General features: G+C 43.0%; 24 protein-coding genes. 19 read left to right on the forward strand and 5 right to left on the reverse strand.

What is annotated here, in order from left to right; all coding sequences use genetic code 11:
- Window positions 1–27 precede the first annotated feature (27 nt).
- From secY to G395_RS0117570, 15 genes are all read left to right on the forward strand, one after another.
- Window positions 28–1,341: a preprotein translocase subunit SecY gene (gene secY / locus G395_RS0117505; protein WP_026631245.1), complete on the forward strand. Its 1,314-nt coding sequence runs from the start codon at window positions 28–30 to the stop codon at window positions 1,339–1,341.
- A 7-nt stretch (window positions 1,342–1,348) separates the two neighbouring features.
- Entirely contained in the window at window positions 1,349–2,146 is a 798-nt protein-coding gene (gene map, locus G395_RS0117510) for a type I methionyl aminopeptidase (RefSeq protein ID WP_026631246.1), read from the forward strand.
- A 12-nt stretch (window positions 2,147–2,158) separates the two neighbouring features.
- A complete protein-coding gene (gene infA, locus G395_RS0117515) occupies window positions 2,159–2,377 on the forward strand; it encodes a translation initiation factor IF-1 (RefSeq protein ID WP_026631247.1) in 219 nt (72 codons plus the stop codon).
- Between the two features lie 41 nt (window positions 2,378–2,418).
- Window positions 2,419–2,535 carry a type B 50S ribosomal protein L36 gene (gene ykgO / locus G395_RS31750; RefSeq protein WP_015813811.1) on the forward strand — a complete coding sequence of 39 codons (117 nt, stop codon included), beginning with the start codon at window positions 2,419–2,421 and terminating at the stop codon, window positions 2,533–2,535.
- A 5-nt stretch (window positions 2,536–2,540) separates the two neighbouring features.
- The gene (rpsM, locus tag G395_RS0117520) at window positions 2,541–2,918 is read left to right on the forward strand and encodes a 30S ribosomal protein S13 (protein WP_026631248.1); all 378 of its coding nucleotides are present in this window, start codon (window positions 2,541–2,543) and stop codon (window positions 2,916–2,918) included.
- A 41-nt stretch (window positions 2,919–2,959) separates the two neighbouring features.
- Window positions 2,960–3,355: a 30S ribosomal protein S11 gene (rpsK, locus tag G395_RS0117525; RefSeq protein WP_026631249.1), complete on the forward strand. Its 396-nt coding sequence runs from the start codon at window positions 2,960–2,962 to the stop codon at window positions 3,353–3,355.
- 86 nt (window positions 3,356–3,441) lie between these two features.
- Entirely contained in the window at window positions 3,442–4,047 is a 606-nt protein-coding gene (gene rpsD / locus G395_RS0117530) for a 30S ribosomal protein S4 (RefSeq protein WP_026631250.1), read from the forward strand.
- A gap of 124 nt (window positions 4,048–4,171) precedes the next feature.
- Complete coding sequence (locus G395_RS0117535) at window positions 4,172–5,161, forward strand: DNA-directed RNA polymerase subunit alpha (protein WP_026631251.1); 990 nt, start codon at window positions 4,172–4,174, stop codon at window positions 5,159–5,161.
- 72 nt (window positions 5,162–5,233) lie between these two features.
- Window positions 5,234–5,809 carry a 50S ribosomal protein L17 gene (gene rplQ / locus G395_RS0117540; RefSeq protein ID WP_026631252.1) on the forward strand — a complete coding sequence of 192 codons (576 nt, stop codon included), beginning with the start codon at window positions 5,234–5,236 and terminating at the stop codon, window positions 5,807–5,809.
- Between the two features lie 152 nt (window positions 5,810–5,961).
- Window positions 5,962–7,065 carry a glutamine-hydrolyzing carbamoyl-phosphate synthase small subunit gene (gene carA / locus G395_RS0117545; RefSeq protein ID WP_026631253.1) on the forward strand — a complete coding sequence of 368 codons (1,104 nt, stop codon included), beginning with the start codon at window positions 5,962–5,964 and terminating at the stop codon, window positions 7,063–7,065.
- Window positions 7,066–7,155: 90 nt separating this feature from the next.
- Window positions 7,156–8,427: a phosphopyruvate hydratase gene (gene eno / locus G395_RS0117550; protein WP_026631254.1), complete on the forward strand. Its 1,272-nt coding sequence runs from the start codon at window positions 7,156–7,158 to the stop codon at window positions 8,425–8,427.
- A 60-nt stretch (window positions 8,428–8,487) separates the two neighbouring features.
- Window positions 8,488–8,820, forward strand: coding sequence for an FtsB family cell division protein (locus G395_RS0117555; protein ID WP_026631255.1), 333 nt, complete (start codon window positions 8,488–8,490; stop codon window positions 8,818–8,820).
- A gap of 44 nt (window positions 8,821–8,864) precedes the next feature.
- Window positions 8,865–10,397 carry a 2,3-bisphosphoglycerate-independent phosphoglycerate mutase gene (gpmI, locus tag G395_RS0117560; RefSeq protein WP_026631256.1) on the forward strand — a complete coding sequence of 511 codons (1,533 nt, stop codon included), beginning with the start codon at window positions 8,865–8,867 and terminating at the stop codon, window positions 10,395–10,397.
- 171 nt (window positions 10,398–10,568) lie between these two features.
- Complete coding sequence (locus G395_RS0117565; RefSeq protein WP_051350223.1) at window positions 10,569–11,099, forward strand: hypothetical protein; 531 nt, start codon at window positions 10,569–10,571, stop codon at window positions 11,097–11,099.
- A 327-nt stretch (window positions 11,100–11,426) separates the two neighbouring features.
- On the forward strand, window positions 11,427–12,380 hold the full coding sequence (locus tag G395_RS0117570; RefSeq protein ID WP_026631258.1) for a DUF8428 domain-containing protein: 954 nt from the start codon (window positions 11,427–11,429) through the stop codon (window positions 12,378–12,380).
- Window positions 12,381–12,446: 66 nt separating this feature from the next.
- Here G395_RS0117570 and G395_RS0117575 read toward each other — a convergent pair whose 3' ends face one another.
- The 4 genes from G395_RS0117575 to G395_RS0117590 all read right to left on the reverse strand — a co-directional run bounded on the left by G395_RS0117575 (window position 12,447) and on the right by G395_RS0117590 (window position 16,026).
- Window positions 12,447–13,340 carry a polyphosphate kinase 2 family protein gene (locus tag G395_RS0117575; RefSeq protein WP_026631259.1) on the reverse strand — a complete coding sequence of 298 codons (894 nt, stop codon included), beginning with the start codon at window positions 13,338–13,340 and terminating at the stop codon, window positions 12,447–12,449.
- Window positions 13,341–13,375: 35 nt separating this feature from the next.
- Window positions 13,376–13,951 (reverse strand): RdgB/HAM1 family non-canonical purine NTP pyrophosphatase, encoded by a 576-nt coding sequence (rdgB, locus tag G395_RS0117580; RefSeq protein WP_026631260.1) that lies wholly within the window; start codon window positions 13,949–13,951, stop codon window positions 13,376–13,378.
- An 83-nt stretch (window positions 13,952–14,034) separates the two neighbouring features.
- Window positions 14,035–14,937 carry an FKBP-type peptidyl-prolyl cis-trans isomerase gene (locus G395_RS0117585; RefSeq protein WP_026631261.1) on the reverse strand — a complete coding sequence of 301 codons (903 nt, stop codon included), beginning with the start codon at window positions 14,935–14,937 and terminating at the stop codon, window positions 14,035–14,037.
- Between the two features lie 54 nt (window positions 14,938–14,991).
- The gene (locus G395_RS0117590) at window positions 14,992–16,026 is read right to left on the reverse strand and encodes a DHH family phosphoesterase (RefSeq protein ID WP_026631262.1); all 1,035 of its coding nucleotides are present in this window, start codon (window positions 16,024–16,026) and stop codon (window positions 14,992–14,994) included.
- Between the two features lie 203 nt (window positions 16,027–16,229).
- Here G395_RS0117590 and G395_RS0117595 point away from each other — a divergent pair, with 203 nt between their 5' ends.
- Window positions 16,230–16,649 carry a nucleoside-diphosphate kinase gene (locus tag G395_RS0117595; RefSeq protein WP_026631263.1) on the forward strand — a complete coding sequence of 140 codons (420 nt, stop codon included), beginning with the start codon at window positions 16,230–16,232 and terminating at the stop codon, window positions 16,647–16,649.
- 73 nt (window positions 16,650–16,722) lie between these two features.
- On the opposite strand, the gene G395_RS0117600 is transcribed toward G395_RS0117595, so the two are convergent.
- Complete coding sequence (locus G395_RS0117600; RefSeq protein ID WP_026631264.1) at window positions 16,723–17,232, reverse strand: fasciclin domain-containing protein; 510 nt, start codon at window positions 17,230–17,232, stop codon at window positions 16,723–16,725.
- 95 nt (window positions 17,233–17,327) lie between these two features.
- Here G395_RS0117600 and G395_RS0117605 point away from each other — a divergent pair, with 95 nt between their 5' ends.
- From G395_RS0117605 to G395_RS0117620, 3 genes are all read left to right on the forward strand, one after another.
- The gene (locus tag G395_RS0117605; RefSeq protein ID WP_026631265.1) at window positions 17,328–17,963 is read left to right on the forward strand and encodes a 3-keto-disaccharide hydrolase; all 636 of its coding nucleotides are present in this window, start codon (window positions 17,328–17,330) and stop codon (window positions 17,961–17,963) included.
- A gap of 252 nt (window positions 17,964–18,215) precedes the next feature.
- Entirely contained in the window at window positions 18,216–19,685 is a 1,470-nt protein-coding gene (locus G395_RS29675; protein ID WP_051350224.1) for a histidine kinase, read from the forward strand.
- Window positions 19,648–20,433 (forward strand): LytR/AlgR family response regulator transcription factor, encoded by a 786-nt coding sequence (locus G395_RS0117620; RefSeq protein WP_026631266.1) that lies wholly within the window; start codon window positions 19,648–19,650, stop codon window positions 20,431–20,433. Before G395_RS29675 ends, G395_RS0117620 begins: the two co-directional genes overlap by 38 nt.
- The last annotated feature ends 51 nt before the right edge of the window (window positions 20,434–20,484 follow it).

Here is a 20,484-nt window from a genome sequence, read left to right on the forward strand (position 1 = left end):
AACAAATAGCTATTGTAAGCCCACGACATGAAACGATTTTTAGAGACTATAAAACACATATTTGCAATTGAAGAGTTGAGAACGCGAATTCTCAACACTCTTTTGTTTATAACGATTTTCCGTTTGGGGTCTTACGTGGCTTTGCCCGGCGTTGAACCGGATCAAATGAATGTTTCCACTCAGGGACTGTTAGGCCTTCTGGACACCTTTTTAGGAGGTGCGTTCAGCAAGGCCTCGATTTTTGCATTGGGTATTATGCCCTATATCTCAGCCTCTATTGCTATTCAACTTTTGACAATGGCTTTGCCATATTTCCAAAAGATGCAAAAGGAGGGAGAATCTGGTCGTAAGAAGCTGAACCAGATCACTAGGGTGCTTACAATTGTGGTTACGTTGGTTCAGGGGACTGCTTATTTGAATACTACTGTTCCTGATGAGGCTTTATTGGTTTCCAGAAGCCTTTTTTCTATTTCATCTGTATTCGTCTTGACCGCTGGAACAATGTTCTGCATGTGGCTGGGCGAGAGAATTACGGATAAAGGGATCGGTAACGGTATCTCCATGCTGATAATGATCGGGATTGTTTCAAGATTCCCAGGCGCGATCTACAAAGAGTTTGTATCTCGCGGTAGCGGTGGAATTTTGATCACTGTACTTGAAATCGTTGCGCTTTACTTTGTGATCATGGGTGCCGTAATGCTTACACAAGCGGTTCGCAGAATACCTATTCAGTATGCAAAGCAAGTTGTTGGTAGCCGTGTAATGGGCGGACAACGTCAATATTTGCCTTTGAAGTTGAACGCAGCTGGTGTGATGCCGATTATTTTTGCACAAGCGTTGATGTTTATTCCTTCGCTAGGAGCGTCCTACTTTGCTGAGAAGAGTGATTTCGCAAGTAATGTTGCTACGATTTTTGCAAACTATACCACTTGGCAATACAATTTGCTGTTTGCGTTTTTAATCATTGTATTTACATTCTTCTATACCGCGATATCGGTAAATCCGCAGCAGATTGCTGACGATATGAAGAGGGGTGGTGGGTTTATTCCTGGGGTAAAACCTGGTCAGCAGACATCTGAATATATCAGTTCGATTTTAGATAGAATTACTTTCCCTGGATCATTAATGCTTGCCCTTGTTGCAATATTGCCTGCATTTGCAAGTCTGTTAGGAGTGTCTACCGACTTTGCACATTTCTTCGGAGGAACATCCTTGCTTATTATGGTTGGCGTTGTTTTGGATACGCTTCAACAAATTGAAAGTTATCTTTTGATGCGCAGATACGAAGGCCTGATGAAATCTGGTCGTGTAACTGGCAGAACTGAGAGCGTCGCCATCTGATATTGCAATGATTTATTTAAAAACGGAGGAGGAGATTGAGTTGATCAAACAGAGTGCGCAGGTTTTAGGTAAAGCGCATGCTGAGGTTGCATTATGGGTTAAGCCAGGTGTAACTACAAATAAACTCGATGTGGTAGCAGAAGAATATATTAGAGATAACGGTGGCATCCCTTCTTTTAAGGGATTTAATAAATTTCCGGCATCACTTTGTATATCTGTAAATGAAGTGGTTGTTCATGGAATACCTGGAAACTACCCATTGAAAGAAGGTGATATAGTTTCGATTGATTGCGGAGTTAAATTAAATGGGTTTCATAGTGATAGTGCTTATACTTACCCTGTTGGTGAGGTGAAGCCGGAAGTTATGAAATTGTTGACTGCAACGAAAAAGTCGTTATACAAAGGCATTGAACAAGCGGTTGACGGACTCAGGATAGGGGATGTAGGATTTGCGGTTCAGAGTTATGTTGAGGAACGAGGATACACGGTTGTCCGGGAATTAGTAGGACACGGAGTGGGAAGAGATCTTCACGAAAGCCCAGAAGTGCCAAACTACGGAAAACGAGGTAAAGGGATTCGGTTAAAAGAGGGAATGGTTCTTGCGATTGAGCCTATGATTAACCTAGGAGTAAAGACAGTAATGCAAGAGCGGGATGGATGGACAATCAGAACAAGTGACAGAAAATATTCAGCTCATTTTGAGCATACGGTTGTTGTCCGTAAAGGCAAAGCCGAAATTCTGACAACATTCGATTATATAGAAAAAGTGACGGCCAACACCAGCCTTATGGTTGAAGTAATGTAATTAACGCTACGAATGGCAAAACAAGCATCAATCGAACAAGACGGAGTAATTTTAGAAGCGCTTTCCAATGCAATGTTTCGTGTGATTTTAGAGAATAAGCATGAAGTTATTGCGCACATTTCGGGAAAGATGAGAATGCACTATATAAAGATATTACCGGGCGACCGTGTTAAGTTGGAAATGTCTCCTTACGACTTATCAAAGGCAAGAATTACTTACCGGTACAAATAAGGAGAAGATCACCTCATTATTAACAACAAGTAACATTCGAGATGAAAGTCAAAGCATCAGTAAAGAAACGCAGTGAGGACTGCAAGGTTATACGCCGAAAGGGTAAAGTGTATGTTATTAACAAGAAGAACCCACGGTATAAACAAAGACAAGGTTAATCATTATGGCACGTATTTCAGGAGTTGATATTCCCGACCGTAAAAGGGGCGAAATCTCACTAACTTATATCTTCGGAATTGGACGCAGTTCAGCGAAAAAAATTCTGGAAAAAGCAGGAGTTGACATCAATAAGAAGGTGATTGACTGGAATGATGAAGAGTCAGGTGCAGTTCGCGCGGTTATAGCAGGTGAATATAAAGTAGAAGGTGCACTTAAATCAGAAGTTCAACTGAGCATTAAGCGCTTAATGGATATCGCTTGTTACAGAGGTCTTCGTCACCGTAAAGGTTTACCATTGCGCGGACAAAGGACAAAGAACAACTCTCGTACTCGTAAGGGTAAACGCAAAACAATCGCGAACAAGAAAAAGGCTACTAAATAATCAGTGAGCGGTGGGTAAAACCACATTTCTATCCATAAGCAATGGCACAAAATAAAAGAAAAGATAAAGCTAAAAAGAGAGTTGTAGTTGTAGAGTCGGTGGGTCAGGTACACATCAAGGCTTCTTTCAACAACATTATCATCTCTATCACAAATAACAACGGCCAGGTAATTTCCTGGGGATCTGCCGGTAAAATGGGCTTCCGTGGTTCTAAAAAGAACACTCCGTATGCTGCACAAACAGCTGCTCAAAGCTGTGCTCAGGTTGCTTTCGACCTGGGAATGCGTAAAGCTGAGGTGTTCGTTAAGGGACCGGGATCAGGCCGTGAGTCTGCGATCCGTACCATCCAGAATGCTGGAATCGAGGTAACAACGATCAGAGATATTACTCCGCTTCCACACAATGGTTGTCGTCCTCCAAAACGTCGGAGAGTATAGTATTCAATTTGAATGCCCATTCGTAATTTGGACACTGGGGTTACAGAATGGTTTTTAATCAATTTAAGTAAAACAACAAGTTTTTAATGGCACGTTATACAGGTCCCAAATCTAAGATTGCAAGACGTTACGGAGAACCCATCATGGGCCCAAGCAAAGCGCTTGCAAAGAAAAATTACCCTCCAGGAGTTCATGGAAAGGGTCGCCGCTCTAAAAAATCAGAGTATGCTTTGCAATTGATGGAAAAGCAGAAGGTGAAATTCATCTACGGTATTCTTGAAAGACAATTCCGTAATCTATTCGAAAAAGCTTCGGTTAAAGAAGGTATCACTGGTGAAAACCTTTTGAAATACTGCGAAGCTCGTCTTGATAACACAGTTTACCGCTTAGGCATCGCTCCAACCAGACGTGCTGCACGCCAGCTGGTTTCCCACAAACATATCCTTGTTGATGGTGAAATTGTAAACATCCCTTCTTATTCTCTTCGTCCTGGACAAATCGTTACAGTTCGTGAGAAATCCAAGTCTCTTGAATCAGTTTCAGAAAGCCTTGCTGGTCACAGCTCAAAAGGATTCAACTGGTTGGAGTGGGATGGTCAGCAATTGACAGGTAAGTTTGTAACCTTCCCGGAACGCGAGCAAATCCCGGAAAACATCAACGAGCAGCTTATCGTTGAATTGTATTCTAAATAATCTTCATATTACAGCACGCCTAGTTTACCAGGCGTGCTTTTAGCCGGTAACGGCAATTTTGCGATCGCAAAGGTAACGGTAGCGTGATCAACTATCATTTACTACTATAAAAGGAGCAAGGACTATGTCAATATTAGCTTTCCAAATGCCTGATAAGGTCGTCATGGAAAAAGCAGACGACTTTCACGGGTTGTTTGAGTTTAAGCCTTTAGAGAAAGGGTACGGCGTAACCATTGGTAATGCATTACGTAGAATACTTCTTTCATCTTTGGAGGGTTATGCCATTACGAGCGTGAAGTTCCCTGGTGTTCTTCATGAATTTTCTTCTATCGAAGGTATAGTTGAGGATGTAACAGAAATCATCCTGAACCTTAAAATGGTTCGTTTTAAAAAAGTTTCTGATCTGAACGAAAGCAGAATCGTTGTAAACCTTAAAAATGTATCCGTTATCACAGCTGGCGACATTGGCAAGTTTACCAACGCTTTTGAAGTTTTGAACCCGGATCAGGTTATTTGCCATATTGATGACCAGAAAGAGTTCGAAATGGAACTGCTTTTGGACAAAGGAAGAGGATACGTTCCTGCTGATGAGCCACGTGCAAACGAGTTGCCGTTCGGATACATCGCAGTGGATTCTATTTATACGCCAATTAAAAACGTTAAATACAGTGTTGAAAATACACGGGTAGAACAACGTACAGATTACGAGCGTCTTTTAATTGATATCCAGACAGATGGTTCTATCCACCCTGAGGATGCATTGAAAGGTGCTGCAAACATTTTGATTCAACACTTCATGTTGTTCTCTGACCAAACAATGACGTTTGAGAAGCAGAAAGCAGAAGAAGACAATCAGGTGGATGAAGAAATGTTGCGTATGAGAAAACTGCTTAAGACTTCATTGTCTGAGCTTGATCTTTCTGTACGTGCGTACAACTGTTTGAAATCAGCTGACGTAAAATCACTTGGTGATCTGGTTAGACTTGAAATTTCAGACATGATGAAATTCCGCAATTTTGGTAAAAAATCTCTTACTGAGTTGGAACAGCTTGTAGCTGACAAACAACTCACATTTGGAATGGATGTTGCCAAATACCGTTTGGACGAAGATTGATAAATAATTCCATAATAAGTCTGTATTCTGTAGCGCGCTAGCCGCCGCTCGAAGCAACTAAACAACAAAACAATGAGACACGGTAAGAAAGATAATCATTTGGGAAGAACAGCATCTCACCGCAAGGCGATGCTTTCAAACATGGCTTCTTCATTGATTATCCACAAGAGAATTGAAACAACATTAGCGAAAGCGAAAGAACTTCGTAAATACGTTGAGCCTTTGCTAACCCGCGCCAAAGAAGATTCTACTCACAACAGAAGGATTGTTTTCTCTTATCTGAATGATAAAGAATCAACAAAAGAACTTTTTGGCGTTGTTTCTGACAAAATTGCATCTCGCCCAGGTGGTTACACAAGAATCATTAAGCTTGGAAACAGACTTGGCGATGCTGCTGAAACGGCACTGATCGAACTTGTAGATTTCAACGACGCATTGCTTCTTGCTAATGCCGACAAACCTGCAAAAACAAGACGTAGCAGAAGAGGTGGAGCGAAAAAAGAAGGCTCAGAAGTAGCCGCAGCTGCTCCTGTTAAAAAAGAAGATCATCCTGTGGTTGCAGAAGCAGAACCCGTAAATGACGAGCCTGCTGCTGACGAAACAGCTGGAGATAATGATTCACCAGCACCTACTACTGAAAAGGAATAGTTTTGGATAGTCATTAAGAATATATGGAAAAGGGTTGAACGTTTCGTTTAACCCTTTTTTATGGGTAAAATTTTATAATTTTGCACCGCAGTTTAAAAATACCCGGGCAATTCGCTCAACATAATTTGACAAACAATAGATTTAGCAATAAAATGGGTCAAAAAAAGGAAGCTCTGTTATTACTTGAAGACGGGACAGCTTATAGAGGACTTGCTTTGGGAATAAGCGGGACCACCGGCGGGGAAATTTGTTTTAATACAGGTATGACAGGATATCAGGAAATTTATACCGATCCTTCCTACTATGGTCAAATCATTGTTAACACCAACTCGCACATCGGCAACTACGGAGTTCAGCTGGAAGACGAGGAAGAATCGGCTTCGGTGAAGATCCGCGGGATGGTTTGTAACACATTCTCTCCAATCTATTCCCGAGACACTGCTGATTTCTCATTACAGGAATATTTTGAACGGGCCAACATCGTGGGCGTAAGTAACGTCGACACAAGACACATTGTGCGCCACGTAAGACAAAGAGGCGTAATGAATGCGATCATTTCCTCCGAAATCCTGAATGAAAAGGAATTGATGGCCGAATTGAAAAAAATTCCATCGATGGATGGCTTGGAATTGTCTTCTGAAGTAACGACAGAAAGCGCTTACTACGTAGGAGAAGAAACCGGCAGCCAGTTCAGGATTGCAGTGATGGATTATGGAATTAAGAAAAGCATCCTGAAAAACCTTACTTCACGAGGATGTTACTGCAAAGTTTTTCCTGCAAAAACGCCTTTTGAAGAAGTAATGGCCTGGCAGCCTGATGGATTCTTTATATCCAACGGTCCTGGTGACCCGGCTGCAATGCTTTACGCGGTTGCAAGTGTGAACCAGATGATCAAGACAAGCAAGCCGCTTTTCGGAATTTGCCTGGGACATCAGCTGCTGGCATTGTCGAGCGGGATTAATACATATAAAATGCACCACGGTCACCGCGGGTTGAACCACCCGGTGAAAAACCTGATCACAGGATTCTGCGAAATCACTTCTCAAAACCATGGTTTCGCGGTGAATCCGGATGAAATTGAAAACCATCCTGACATTGAAATCACGCATGTGAATTTGAATGATAAAACAATTGAAGGAATTCGCAGAAAGGATTATCCTGCATTCTCGGTGCAGTATCACCCCGAAGCATCACCAGGTCCGCACGATTCCCGCTATCTGTTTGATGAATTTATTAAATTGTTAAGAGCAAGCTGAAAATATCGAAATCCTCTGTAATGCAGAGGATTTTTTGTGTTATTTTGTACCGTTAAAAAATTCTATTTAAATCAAAACCACAAGCTGCAAATGAGTACGATTCAATCAGTACATGCAAGACAAATTCTGGATTCAAGAGGAAACCCAACAATAGAAGTAGATATTCGTACTGAAAATGGCTATTTAGGACGTGCTGCTGTTCCGTCTGGAGCTTCTACCGGAAAGCATGAGGCCGTTGAACTTCGTGATGACGATAAAAGCGTTTACGTAGGAAAAGGAGTTTTGAAAGCTGTTGAGAATGTCAACGATATTATTTTCCCTGAGTTAATCGGTTGTTCAGTTTTTGAGCAAAATCTGATTGATAAAATCATGCTGGAATTGGACGGAACGCCTAACAAAGCGAAATTGGGCGCGAATGCAATTCTGGGCGTTTCTCTGGCTGCTGCCAAGGCTGCTGCACAAGAAGCAAACCTTCCATTATATCGTTACGTGGGCGGAACGAACGCGAACACATTGCCCGTTCCGATGATGAACATTCTGAATGGTGGAAGCCACGCGGATAACTCTATCGATTTCCAGGAATTCATGATCATGCCTGCGAAAGCAGATACGTTCTCGCAATCACTGAGAATGGGCGTTGAGGTTTTCCATACGCTTAAAACAGTTTTGAAAAGCAAAGGATATTCTACCAACGTAGGTGACGAAGGTGGATTTGCTCCAAACATTAAATCAAATGAAGAAGCGATCGAAATCGTAATTCAGGCGATCGAGAAAGCAGGTTACAAGCCAGGCGAAGACATCTTCATCGCCATGGATGCTGCCGTTTCTGAATTCTACGAAGATGGATTGTACCACTTCAAAAAATCAGATGGTCGCAAACTAAGCTCGGATGAAATGGCTGACTACTGGACACAGTGGGTTGCTAAATATCCGATCATTTCAATTGAAGATGGAATGGACGAAGACGACTGGGCTGGCTGGGCAACGCTTACACAATCGGTTGGCAAGAAAATCCAGTTGGTAGGTGACGATTTGTTCGTGACAAACGTAACCCGTCTGCAACAAGGAATCGAATCGCAAATTGCAAATGCAGTCCTTGTGAAGGTAAACCAGATCGGTTCATTGACTGAGACGATTGACACGGTTAACCTTGCAAAACGCAACAGCTATAAGAGCATTATGTCCCACCGCTCAGGTGAAACGGAAGATTCAACAATTGCTGACCTTGCAGTTGCATTGAACACAGGACAGATCAAAACGGGTTCTGCTTCCCGCTCTGATCGTATGGCGAAATACAACCAGCTGCTTCGCATTGAAGAGGAGCTTGGTGAAAACGCTTACTTCCCAGGATTGAAATTCTGATATCATTAATCAAAACCGGAGCTTAATGCTCCGGTTTTTGTATATACACTCGCTTTCGTTATGAAAAAAGGATCATTCTGGTCGCTCCAAACGCTCAAAAACTTCTATATAGCCACATTTCTGGCGTGGTTCGTCTGGATCCTTTTCCTTGACAATAACAATATGCGGATCGTGATCTCCAACCGGATGAAAATGAAGGAACTGGAACACGAAAAAGGTATTTTGTTGGGAAAGATCAAAGAAGTTAAAAAGGAGCGGAATGAGGTTTTTGGTAATCCCAAAATGCTTGAAAAATGGGCGCGTGAAAATTTCATGATGCGCAAGCCCAACGAGGAAGTATATGTAATCGTTGACGAGAAAAATCAGCCGGTCGAAGGCAAAAAAAGCGAGTAAGCCCGCCATCGGCCATTGCGTGTTAATATTTAATTTCTAAGACATTGAGCAAAAAAGTAATTCTTATAATCATGGACGGCTGGGGAATTGCCCAACCTGGCGAAGAAAGCCGTTCCGCTGTTTTAGCTGCCAACACTCCTTTTTACGACAGCATTATGCAGAAATATCCGCATAGCAGACTTGCTGCAAGCGGACTGGCTGTGGGGCTTCCCGACGGACAGATGGGAAATTCAGAAGTAGGACATACCAATCTTGGAGCAGGACGTGTCGTTTATCAAGATCTGGTAAAGATCAACCTGGCTGTTACCGAAGGAACATTAGGTCAGGAACCTGTCCTTACCAATGCCTTGGATTTTGCCAAAATAAATAACAAAAAAGTGCATTTCATCGGTTTGGTTTCCGATGGAGGCGTTCACTCACACATCGATCATTTAAAAGGACTCGTCAAAATCGCTGCCGACAGGGGTTTGACAAACGTTTTTGTGCATGCATTTACAGACGGCCGTGACTGCGATCCGAAGAGTGGCTTAGGCTTTTTAACAGAGCTTCAACAAACATTGGATCAGACAACTGGCCGCATTGCAAGCGTAACTGGTCGTTATTATGCAATGGACCGCGACAAGCGTTGGGAGCGTGTGAAGCTTGCTTATGACGCAATGGTGCATGGCGAAGGTGCGCATGTAGCATCCGGTGATGTCTTGAAAGCAATCAAAGATTCTTACGAAACAGGCGTTACTGACGAGTTTATGATGCCTATCGTTGCAACAAATCCGGACGGGACACCAATTGGTGTTATCGAAGATGGAGATGTTGTATTATGTTTCAATTTCCGGACCGACCGCGGACGCGAAATCACAGAAGTGCTGACGCAACAGGATTTTCATGAGCAGAATATGCACAAGCTAAACCTGAGATACATCACAATGACCAATTATGATGATACATACACAGGCGTAGATGTGATTTTTGATAAAGACAATCTTAACAATACATTAGGCGAAGTGCTTGAAGCAGCGGGGAAAAAACAGATCCGCATTGCTGAAACGGAAAAATATCCGCACGTAACATTCTTTTTCTCGGGCGGACGCGAAAAGCCGTTTGAGGGTGAAAGCCGCTTACTTTGCCAGTCGCCAAAGGTTGCTACTTACGATCTTCAACCCGAAATGTCAGCATTTGGCATCAGGGACTCGATAGTGCCTGAATTGGAAAAAGGAGAGGTGGATTTTGTTTGCCTCAACTTTGCAAACCCGGATATGGTTGGACATACTGGCGTGTTTGAAGCTGCCGTTAAGGCATGCGAAACTGTTGATCAATGTGTGCAGGCTGTTGTTACCACTGGTTTAAACCATGGTTATTCATCCATTATCATTGCCGATCACGGAAATTCGGACTATATGTTGAATGACGACGGCTCTCCCAATACTGCCCACTCATTGAACCTCGTGCCTTGCGTATTAGTAGATAATAATTATCAGAATCCGATAAAAGATGGCAAGCTGGCCGACATTGCACCTACAATTCTTGACTTGATGGGAATTCCAAAGCCGGCTGAGATGACGGGGGTTAGTATCCTCTAAACTAAACCAGTTATAATGATGTTGTTTACCGGAGAGTCCATTGGGCTCTCTGTTTTTTGGAACTTCCGCGTGATAAAGTCAACATTACCAATGCGTTTTATATCAATACACTCTTCTAGCCGCCCTGTGTTCCTTAAAAGTAGCTTCCTCTATATCTTCATATGCCTGGCAATGTTAAGCGCTTGTCGGGAATCTGTCACGGATACTAATGAAAAGAAGGCATACTATGACCTCAAAGGCTTTGTAGAAAACCAAATTGTTTATCTGAACGAGAAGAAGCCCAAGGTGGCAAAAACTGTTCAGCTGGATGGGAAGAAAGAACTGCGCGCTGAAATCGAGACAAACTGGAAAAAGGAGCTGGAACTGTTCGCACAAGCCGACATTAATAAGCCAGCATATAACAAAAGCTATTCGGTGACTCGAAATGATTCGTCTGTTTACGAATATAAAATCAGGGAAGGAGAAAATTTGCCGGTGCGTTATCTGATGATCAAAGTAGATAGCGCGACGCAGCAACCTGTGTTGGTAAAAGCACTGCTGCGTTCTGAAAATCGAATATATAGTTCAGAAAAGCTTATTGAACTGACTTCAAGCAGACGAAATAATCTGCTTGAAGTTTCGGGTTATTCGGTTAGAGGTTATCAAAAGCTATTGTTCATGGACCGCAAGTCTTTTGATATTACAGCAAAAATAGGATTATAGCGGGTTTTAAAATGATGTTTGTTTGTACTGTAACTCCATACTTTGGGTAAACATTACCCAATTTTCTAATTGACCAGCCCTGATACAGCCGTTCAGCCCTAATTTTCTAAGTTTAAAATTATAATTTAAAAAGAGGCTCAGTATCTTACTAAGCCTCTTTTTTAGTATTATTTATATAAAAATTGAATGTTATAATCGCCTGTAATAAGTCCGAATCAGCAATTCGGCACAGAATTAGAGATTTTAAAATCAAATCCATGTAGACCCTAGGTGAATTTTAACCTGTCAACATGTAAACTAAATCACATTAATAAATTTTCTAAATCGATGGAACAAGAACAAAAGAATAAGCAAAGTATCGCCTGGGCAATGGTTGTTGTCCTTGGGCTTGCGACGGCCATGTTTGGCTACTTGTTTACGACTCAAAAAAATGAGTTGACTCAGCAGGAAACAATGGTTGTTGAAAAAGCCAGAGAATTGGCTGTAACCAAAACTAAATTAGACTCCATTTCGACAGTACTGGATGCGAAAATCGCTGAAATTGAAAAACTAGGTGGTGACGTATCAGAATTGACTAAGGTTAAAGAAAAACTGGAAGCAGATAAATTGGCTTTCAGCAGAAGCAAAAGAGTTGAGACCAATAAATATCTTGGCAAAATTAAGGAATACGAGAAATTCCTGGTAGAAAAAGACGAGGTGATCGCTCAATTGAAGCTTGAAAACGAGAAGTTGGTTGCATCAAATGACTCTTTGAGCACACACGTTGGAAGTTTAACCAGCGAACGTGAGAAATTGGTACAACGTCAGGCTGAACTGACCGACTCAGTAGTAACTTTTACAGCTGCTAACAAAGAGCTTAGCGCCAAAGTAACGAAGGCTGCTGCATTGAAAGCTGCAAATCTGAAAATTCTTACTGTTAATTCAAGAGGTAAGGTAAAAGATAAAGAAGAATACAAAGCAAGCCGTGTTGACAAAATCAAAATGGTGTTTACGCTTCCTGAAAATGAGTTGACAGCACAAGAATCAAAAGACATTTATGTGCGCGTGCTTGACCCAGAAGGAGCGGTTGTAGCAGATGACGCTACTGGATCAGGAGAGTTTGAAGTTGACGGCGCTCCATCTAAGTTCACGACACGTGAGTCTATTGCTTATCAAAACAATAACCAGAAAGTTGAATTGTTGTATGACAACAGCTCACAATTCCGTCCAGGGAAATACAATGTTGAATTGTATGCAGAAGGTTATAAAATTGGTGGTGGAAACTTCACTATCAAGAAATAGGAATTTGAATTCACACCATGCATAACTATCAAAGGCGGCTGAATAATTCAGCCGCCTTTTTTGTGCTTAATCCTCAGTGTTCTGCGCATTAATCACATCGATAAAGTGATGCAGCTCTTCTGACCGCTCAGGGCCTGACTCCGGATAAGACATATCCATCTTTTTAAGTTCTTCCACGATAATGTTGGCCACTGTCAGCCTCAGATTCTTTTTGTCATCCGCTGGAACAACATACCATGGCGATTTCTTTGTAGCAGTGTTATTAATGCAGTCTTCGTAAGCCTGCATATATTCATTCCACTGACTACGCACTTTCACATCCTGCTCCTCAAATTTCCAGTTTTTTGAAGGGTCTTCGATCCGTTCAATCAGACGCGAGGCTTGTTCTTCCTTTGACACATTCAGGAAAAACTTGATTACCCGGATGCCATTTCTGTAAAGATATTTTTCAAGGTTCCGGATATCCGAATATCTGTGTTTCCAAAGCTTGTCCATATCCTCCGTCAGTTCGACAGGCAGCCGTTGTGATTGCGTTACGATCTCGGGATTCACCTTGGCAACGAGCACTTCCTCGTAATAACTGCGGTTGAAGATTGTGATCGTTCCACGCTGAGGGAGCACAAGGTTACTACGCCACAGATAATCATGTTCCAGTTCTGTTTCCGTAGGCCTCTTAAATGAATGTATTTTCACGCCCACCGGATTTACCCCTGCAAGCACATGCTTGATCGTCCCATCCTTGCCGGCCGCATCCATCGCCTGAAATATGACCAGTAAGCCATAACGATTATGCGCGTACATCATACTTTGCAGCACATCCAGCTCCTTAGCCGACTCTGCCTGCATGGATTCATATTCTTCCTTATCCTTGTAAATGTCCTTGAAGCGCGTTTTGGCCTTTTTGATACTGAATTTCTCGGTCCCGTCGACGCGATAATCGCTTGCATTGAAGTCCGCCATTTGAATGCTGTTTAAAAATGATGTTAATCGTTACATTATAGTTGCTTCAAAAAGCTGACCAGCCCCGCAAATGCGCGTGCCCGGTGGCTCAACTGTGATTTTTCTTCCAATGTCATTTCGGCAAATGTTTTTTCCAAATCAGCAGGCATAAATACAGGATCATAACCAAAGCCATTGCTGCCTCTCTTTTCTGTGATAATGTTACCCTCCACCGTTCCTGCAAACTGCTGATACACGCCATTTATTACGAGTGTAATCACCGTCAGGAACCGGGCGTTGCGATCATTGTGAGCAGCCAGTTTGTTGAGCAGCAAATCCATGTTATCATTCGCATCCCGCTGCGGCCCCGCATAATAGGCCGAATGAACGCCGGGTTCACCATTAAGCGCTGCGACTTCCAGCCCTGTGTCGTCAGCAAAGCAGTTGATGCCGTAATTTTCCCAGACAAATCGGGCCTTAGCAGCCGAATTCTCAGCGATTGTTTCAAATGGCTCCAGAATATCGGCTTCACAGCCAATGTCGCTTAGCGTAACAAGCTCAAACTGGTCACCGAGCAATGCTTGTATCTCTTTTAACTTGTTCAGATTATTGGTGGCAAAGCAAAGTTTCATGCTATAATGTTATGTTCTAAATGCATTTTACAAAAAAAAACGGCTACTCTTGTGAAGCAGCCGTTTTAATTCATATATGGTAATTACCTTGTTGGCAGGCCAGGCTGTTGCTGCGCTGGCGCCTTTCCGAAATCGACCAATTCAACATCAAATAGCAGAACCGAGTTTGCAGGAATGGCTCCCGGCGATCCCTCAGCTCCGTAAGCAAGGCCAGATGGAATGATCAATGTGCGTTTTCCGCCTTTTTTCATCATCATAATGCCTTCTTCCCAACCTGGAATAACCATTCCCACACCAACCTGGAAGTCAATAGGACCGCGGCCGCCAGTCTGTGAGCTGTCAAACACTTTGCCGTCGAGCAATTTTCCTGTGTAATGTACTTTTACATTGTCACCTGCTTTTGGGCTGTCACCTGTTCCTGCAACGGCATCCACATAAGCCAGACCAGATGCTGTTTTCTGTGCTTTTCCTTTCAGGTTATTTTTTGCGATATAATCGTCAATTATTTTCGTATCGATCGCTTTTTGCTTGGAACCAGCTTCGGCAAGTTGTTTCTGGAATTCCTCAGGTGTAAGCACACTAACCACCTTCACGGTGAAGCTCAGATCAGATCCTTTTTTGATCATAGGAGGCATAGGCTGGCCGATTTTTGCAAACATTGAATCTGCATTGATCGATATTTTAGCACTGTCTCCCGCTGCAAGCAAAGCAAGCCCTTCTTCAAAACTGCCTTTGTACTGAGGAGCCTGCAAAACCATTTTTTGCGGTGTACCTTCTTTATATGTATCACGAAGCGTAGAATCGCTGCCGTTTTTCAACACAAAGTGGAATGTCATAATGTCTCCCAATTTGGCTTTTCGCGCTTCATCTTCGTGCTCGAAAATCTGGTATTTCAGTCCGGATTCAGTAACCTGCGTCTTATGTTGGTTGCAAGCCACTGCTAGAATAGTTACGCCCATTGCGTAACCTATTGATTTTAAATTCATTGGATTGTGTTAATTGGAAAGATTATGATGTGATTTTTGAAGTAAAATTTAAGCTTAGTCAACGTTTAAAAGTTCTTGTTGGTATTCCGGAAGAATATTTAGAAAAGTGGCAACCGTATCATGCACTGATTGTTCCGATCTACCGCCAGATGCATTTTTGTGTCCGCCGCCATTGAAATAGGTGCTCGCCAGGTCTCTCACCGAGAATGTGCCTACCGAGCGGAAGGAAATTTTCACTTCACCTTTTCTTTCAATGAACATAGCAGACATTACCACGTTTTCAACCTGCAAACCGTAATTAACGATTCCTTCGGTTTCTCCCGTGCTGGAATTGAATTTTTGCAGTTCCGCTTCCGTCAAAACCATGTAGGCAGTTCTGTATTCGGGTAAAACCACTAATTTCTGTGAGAGCACGTAACCTAGAAATTGCAAACGCGAGAGTGGTGCATTGTCATAAATAAGTCGGTGCACACGGCTGGAATCGAATCCCGTGAGCATCAGATCGGCAACGGCCAGATGAACCTCGGGCGTAACATTACCGTGTCTGAACGAACCTGTATCTGTCATTATTCCGGCGTACAAGCATTCAGCCATGGGGATGTCGAAGATCTCAGAAACCGGCGCATTATGTTCCAACTCTTTGATCAGCTTGTAGATAAGCTGTGCCGTAGCAGCAGCATAAGTATCCCAAACCATCCATTTTGCAAAATGCTCAGGTTCAAGGTGATGGTCTACCATTAACTTCGGCGCAGCGGCTTCTTCCACAATCCTTCCCAAATCTTTAAGTCTGGAAAGTGCAGAAAAATCGAGACAGCATATCAATGTAGCATTTGCAATTTTATCCTTGCATTTAACCTGATCCCCCTGCTTTTCGTAAACCAGAACATGCTCAATGCCAGACAACCAACGTAAATTAGCCGTGTAGTCTGTCGGACTGATGACGGTAACTTGGTGTCCTTTTTTAATTAAATAACTTGCCCAGCCCAATGACGATCCCAGCGCGTCAGCGTCAGGGTCACGATGCATCGTAATGATGATTTTTTGGGGGTGGGATAAAAAAGAGCTAAGCTCTTCAACGGTTTGATTCACAGTTACTTAATTCGGAAAGAAGAAAATTCGGTTCGTATTCAGCCCACAAAATTAATAAAACTGTTGGGATTTGCTCAATGTTATGCCCTAAAGCCTGGTTATCAGGCTATGTTTTAACCTGCGCGCCGCCCCGCAAACCGAACGGCAAGGATATAAAATGAAAAAATGCATAGTTTTGCAGCAAATAAATTCTAGCCAACAGTATGCCAACAAATAGAACATTCACAATGATTAAGCCGGATGCCGTTAAGGACGGACATTCCGGAGCCATTATCAAAATGATTGAGGAGGCCGGGTTCCGGATTGTAGCCGTAAAAAAAACTCAGCTTAGCGCGGAACGTGCCGGAGAATTTTACGCAGTCCACAAAGAGCGTCCTTTTTACAATGATTTATGTAAATATATGTCTTCCGGCCCGATCATTCCGATGATCCTGGAAAAGGAAAACGGCGTTGCAGACTTCCGTACTTTGATCGGTGCTACCAATCCTGCCAATGCAGACGAAGGCACCATTCGCAAATTGTTTGCAAAATCCATGGAGGCTAACGCCATCCACGGTTCGGATTCCGACGAGAATGCTGCCATTGAAGGAAACTTCTTCTTTGCCCATATCGAGCAATTCTAGACATTAGGGTTACCAAAAAGATCGGCCCGGTGGAACATTCAACCGGGCCGATTTATTTTAGCTTCTTTTTATATCATTTTACGGCAAGGCTGTCGATAATGTGGATAACCCCGTTTGCAGCGCTGATATCAGAAAGGATAATGTCCGCTCTGTTTACCGAAAAAATGCTGTCCGTTTTGGTAATGCTTAGTTCTTTGCCTCCGAGCGTCTTCTTCTTTCCTTCTTTAAGCCTGTTGTAATCAAGCCGCTCTTTTCCCACAATGTGGTTATTGATCAGTTTCCGGATCGAATCCTCCGGCAACATAGTTAATTCGGAAGCGGAGAAAATATTCGCGCGGCCAAAGGCAGCATTGTCAGGTGCAAAAAAAGTTACGTCCCCGGTCCGCAATCCGTCGCTCATCTTGGCATAGAGCATAAGATCTTTCAGAATGCTGAAACGCTCATTCTCCATGATGACTTCTGTAATCGTTTTGCCCTTTACTATGTCTTCACTCTTCTCAGTGCAGGAAATAATTACTCCTGACGGCAGCACTGCAAGTAAAAAAAATGCCAGACAACGCCCTACAAAACGGTTTTTTTTCATAGCTTTCCCATTGGTTAATTTCCGTAAAACTAATGGAAAATGTATTTTGACGGAATTCTAACTGAAATTTTTTTAATCCTAACCCCCAATTTATTATGTTAAAACTTCGACAACTTATAGTGCTCTGTGCGACTATATTGTTACTGAACTCCGCATTTTCTGTATTCACAGCACCCGTTCCCGCGCCACTGAAAAAGCCTGTTAAGTTATTTAATGGCAAAGATCTGAGCGGCTGGAAAGTCAACGGGACCGAAAAATGGTATGTAGAAAACGGTGAACTGATCTGCGAAAGCGGACCGGACAAACAATATGGCTACCTAACTACCGACAAGTTCTACAAGAATTTTGACCTTTCCCTGCAATTCAAGCAAGAGGCGAATGGTAATAGCGGCGTGTTTTTCCGCTCCACGGTTACCGGAACGAAAGTTTCGGGCTGGCAGGTTGAAGTTGCGCCACCAAACCATGACACAGGTGGCATTTACGAATCTTACGGCCGTAACTGGCTGGTACAGATCCCGGACGAAAAAGAAGGTTTCCTGAAAATGGGTGAATGGAACACATTGAGAATCCGCGCTGTAGGGGATAATGTTAAAACCTATCTTAATGGTAATCAAATGGTTGATTTCACAGATGCTAAAATCGGTGCCGGAGAAGGCTCAATAGCATTGCAGATCCACGATGGCGGCGGCATTAAAGTGCGTTGGAAAAATATTACTCTGGAAGAGCTTTAAGCTTCCTTCTTCATTCCGGCTGCAACGGCGTTCATACATTCGAAATAAGCAGTTCGTCGGAAAACGCTTACCATAGGGCTTCATGGCTGATAGATTTGTGTAAACAAGTAACACAAGTCTATTAGCCATGAAGCTTTTTTATTTTAAGTATCCGGAGAAAACCAGCGCCTTATTAAAGGATGCAGAATCAATTGGCAAATCAGAATGGATGCTAGCCCAGACTAATCAGTAACATTGCGTTTCACTTAAATTATGAACGAAAAAGGAACGAAGCGTCTGCGGATGACGGCATCATCACTGGATGGAAGGGATTTTAGTAATATGGATCTTGAAAATGCTGATTTTAGCTTCTCAAGCCTCAAAGACATCAATTTCGATGGCGCTAACCTGCGCAATGCGAAGCTTCGTTTCGCTGCATTGGACCGCACCACATTCCGGAATTCCGACCTGCGCAATGCCGATTTGAGTTTCAGCAGCTTAACCGATGTTGACCTCACCGGTGCCCGGGTGGAGGGGGCCAATTTCAGTTTTACCTCACAAGAAAAATCATTTAACTGGCGTGATCTTAACCTAATAGGCATCATTCAAAATCAGGGTTGGATAGGGACAGTGGTCGCTGTTATCCTGGGCGCCACTGTGTTGTACGGGATTAATGCGATCTCTTATTTTACTGCTGAAATCTACTTCACCAATGAGCCCGTCCGGATCAAGCTGTATCAATATCTGGTTTCCCAAAATGTTATAGCGGGCGTTTTTACCATTCTGCTAACCCAGGGAATCACCATATGGCTCGACGTTTTCATTACCCGAACCATTCTTAAGCACATTATTTTATCGGTAATTGTGCTCATAATGAACAATTTGCTCGCAGTAGCCGTCTATTTTCTTTTTGGCGTAACGCTGGTAGATAATTACAGGAATCTTTATCCCAATGAAGCAGCACAGGATGCGCCCTGGTACTGGTATATGTGGGGACCGATCATTGTTGCTAATATTTTCTACTTTCTGAGCCGCGAAGGCAAACAGATTTCCAGGAAGATTTCCGATCAGGAATTTCAATTACTAAACCTGGAAAAGCTGAAAACCCGCGCCGAGCTGGACGCATTGCAGGCACGCATTAACCCTCATTTTTTATACAATTCCTTAAACAGCATTGCCAGCCTCGTCCATGAGGATCCCGATAAGGCCGAGGAAATGACACTTTTGCTTTCCAAACTGTTCAGATACACGACCGGAAGGAAAACGAACGATTATTTTGATACAATCGAGAATGAGCTGGAAATGGTTGCCACTTATCTGCAAGTGGAGAAAGTACGGTTTGGGGAGAGGCTCAGATTTACTGTTGAGGTGACCGATCCTGCACTGAAAGAATTGCATGTTCCCAAATTCATTTTACAGCCCATCGTGGAAAACGCAATTAAGCACGGCGTTGCCAAACTGGCCGAACAAGGCGCAATCGTAGTCCGCATTTACGAAGAAGACGAGTGGCTGCATTTATGTGTGCACGACAATGGCCCGCCGTTTTCTGAAACAATGGGCGCCGGATATGGAATGAGGAGCATTCAGGACAAATTAAAATTGCTTTATGGCGATGCCGCGCGCCTTGAACTGCATAATGAGCCGCGCAAATCGGTCAACATTTCGATACAAAAATCTGCTATTATACAAAATCAACATCAAGGCCATGACCCAATTCCCGCTGAAAACGATTCTCATAGATGACGAGCCGCTGGCATTAAGCCGGCTTCGAAGGCTTTTGGAAAAGCACAACAATGTTTTTACCATTGTATCCGAAGCAAAAAACGGCGCAGAAGGGTTGGTCGAGATTGACAAGCATAGTCCCGATATCATCTTCCTCGACATTGAAATGCCCCTTTTAAATGGTTTCGAAATGCTCGCCAAGCTGACCAAGATGCCGCTGGTGATATTTTCAACGGCCTACGATCAGTATGCGATCCGCGCTTTTGAGGAAAATTCTGTTGATTATCTGCTAAAACCTGTCGAGAACGAGCGGCTGGTTAAGACCATTGAGAAGATCCGCAACATTACCAAAGCAGGCGCCAACAATCTCGCCACGGTAAATCCTTATTCCGAAAACCTGCTCAGGCTGTTGGAGGAAATGAAACCTAAAAGAGAGATCTTCTCCTTGTCGGTGAAATCAGGCGACCGGATCTTGCTCATTCCCCTGACTGAGATCACCCATTTCGAAGCAGAGGAAAAGTATGTTTTTTTAAACACATTAGACGGACAAAAATATCTGCTCAATTATACGCTGACATCTCTGGAAGAGAAGCTTCCCAACCAATATCTGCGCATTAGCCGCGCCGGGATCGTTAATTCCCACCACATCAAAGAAATCCAAAAGCATTTCAACAGCAAGTATGTCATTATCATGCGCGACCGCAAGGCATCCCAGCTCACAAGCGGCAGCACATATGGAGAAGCAATCCGCCATCTTCTTGATAATTAATCGGGTTACTCCTTCCCCGGACACAAAATAATGATTTTGAAGAGGGCTTAC

The sequence above is a fragment of the Dyadobacter alkalitolerans DSM 23607 genome, assembly GCF_000428845.1.
Classification (GTDB): domain Bacteria; phylum Bacteroidota; class Bacteroidia; order Cytophagales; family Spirosomataceae; genus Dyadobacter; species Dyadobacter alkalitolerans.

Excerpts from the sequence above, each read along its gene's own strand:
- secY (WP_026631245.1), top strand. The coding sequence starts at position 28 with ATGAAACGATTTTTAGAGACTATAAAACACATATTTGCAATTGAAGAG.
- map (WP_026631246.1), top strand. The coding sequence starts at position 1,349 with ATGATTTATTTAAAAACGGAGGAGGAGATTGAGTTGATCAAACAGAGT.
- infA (WP_026631247.1), top strand. The coding sequence starts at position 2,159 with ATGGCAAAACAAGCATCAATCGAACAAGACGGAGTAATTTTAGAAGCG.
- ykgO (WP_015813811.1), top strand. The coding sequence starts at position 2,419 with ATGAAAGTCAAAGCATCAGTAAAGAAACGCAGTGAGGACTGCAAGGTT.
- rpsM (WP_026631248.1), top strand. The coding sequence starts at position 2,541 with ATGGCACGTATTTCAGGAGTTGATATTCCCGACCGTAAAAGGGGCGAA.
- rpsK (WP_026631249.1), top strand. The coding sequence starts at position 2,960 with ATGGCACAAAATAAAAGAAAAGATAAAGCTAAAAAGAGAGTTGTAGTT.
- rpsD (WP_026631250.1), top strand. The coding sequence starts at position 3,442 with ATGGCACGTTATACAGGTCCCAAATCTAAGATTGCAAGACGTTACGGA.
- G395_RS0117535 (WP_026631251.1), top strand. The coding sequence starts at position 4,172 with ATGTCAATATTAGCTTTCCAAATGCCTGATAAGGTCGTCATGGAAAAA.
- rplQ (WP_026631252.1), top strand. The coding sequence starts at position 5,234 with ATGAGACACGGTAAGAAAGATAATCATTTGGGAAGAACAGCATCTCAC.
- carA (WP_026631253.1), top strand. The coding sequence starts at position 5,962 with ATGGGTCAAAAAAAGGAAGCTCTGTTATTACTTGAAGACGGGACAGCT.
- eno (WP_026631254.1), top strand. The coding sequence starts at position 7,156 with ATGAGTACGATTCAATCAGTACATGCAAGACAAATTCTGGATTCAAGA.
- G395_RS0117555 (WP_026631255.1), top strand. The coding sequence starts at position 8,488 with ATGAAAAAAGGATCATTCTGGTCGCTCCAAACGCTCAAAAACTTCTAT.
- G395_RS0117565 (WP_051350223.1), top strand. The coding sequence starts at position 10,569 with ATGTTAAGCGCTTGTCGGGAATCTGTCACGGATACTAATGAAAAGAAG.
- G395_RS0117570 (WP_026631258.1), top strand. The coding sequence starts at position 11,427 with ATGGAACAAGAACAAAAGAATAAGCAAAGTATCGCCTGGGCAATGGTT.
- G395_RS0117575 (WP_026631259.1), bottom strand. The coding sequence starts at position 13,340 with ATGGCGGACTTCAATGCAAGCGATTATCGCGTCGACGGGACCGAGAAA.
- rdgB (WP_026631260.1), bottom strand. The coding sequence starts at position 13,951 with ATGAAACTTTGCTTTGCCACCAATAATCTGAACAAGTTAAAAGAGATA.
- G395_RS0117585 (WP_026631261.1), bottom strand. The coding sequence starts at position 14,937 with ATGAATTTAAAATCAATAGGTTACGCAATGGGCGTAACTATTCTAGCA.
- G395_RS0117595 (WP_026631263.1), top strand. The coding sequence starts at position 16,230 with ATGCCAACAAATAGAACATTCACAATGATTAAGCCGGATGCCGTTAAG.
- G395_RS0117600 (WP_026631264.1), bottom strand. The coding sequence starts at position 17,232 with ATGAAAAAAAACCGTTTTGTAGGGCGTTGTCTGGCATTTTTTTTACTT.
- G395_RS0117605 (WP_026631265.1), top strand. The coding sequence starts at position 17,328 with ATGTTAAAACTTCGACAACTTATAGTGCTCTGTGCGACTATATTGTTA.
- G395_RS29675 (WP_051350224.1), top strand. The coding sequence starts at position 18,216 with ATGAACGAAAAAGGAACGAAGCGTCTGCGGATGACGGCATCATCACTG.
- G395_RS0117620 (WP_026631266.1), top strand. The coding sequence starts at position 19,648 with ATGACCCAATTCCCGCTGAAAACGATTCTCATAGATGACGAGCCGCTG.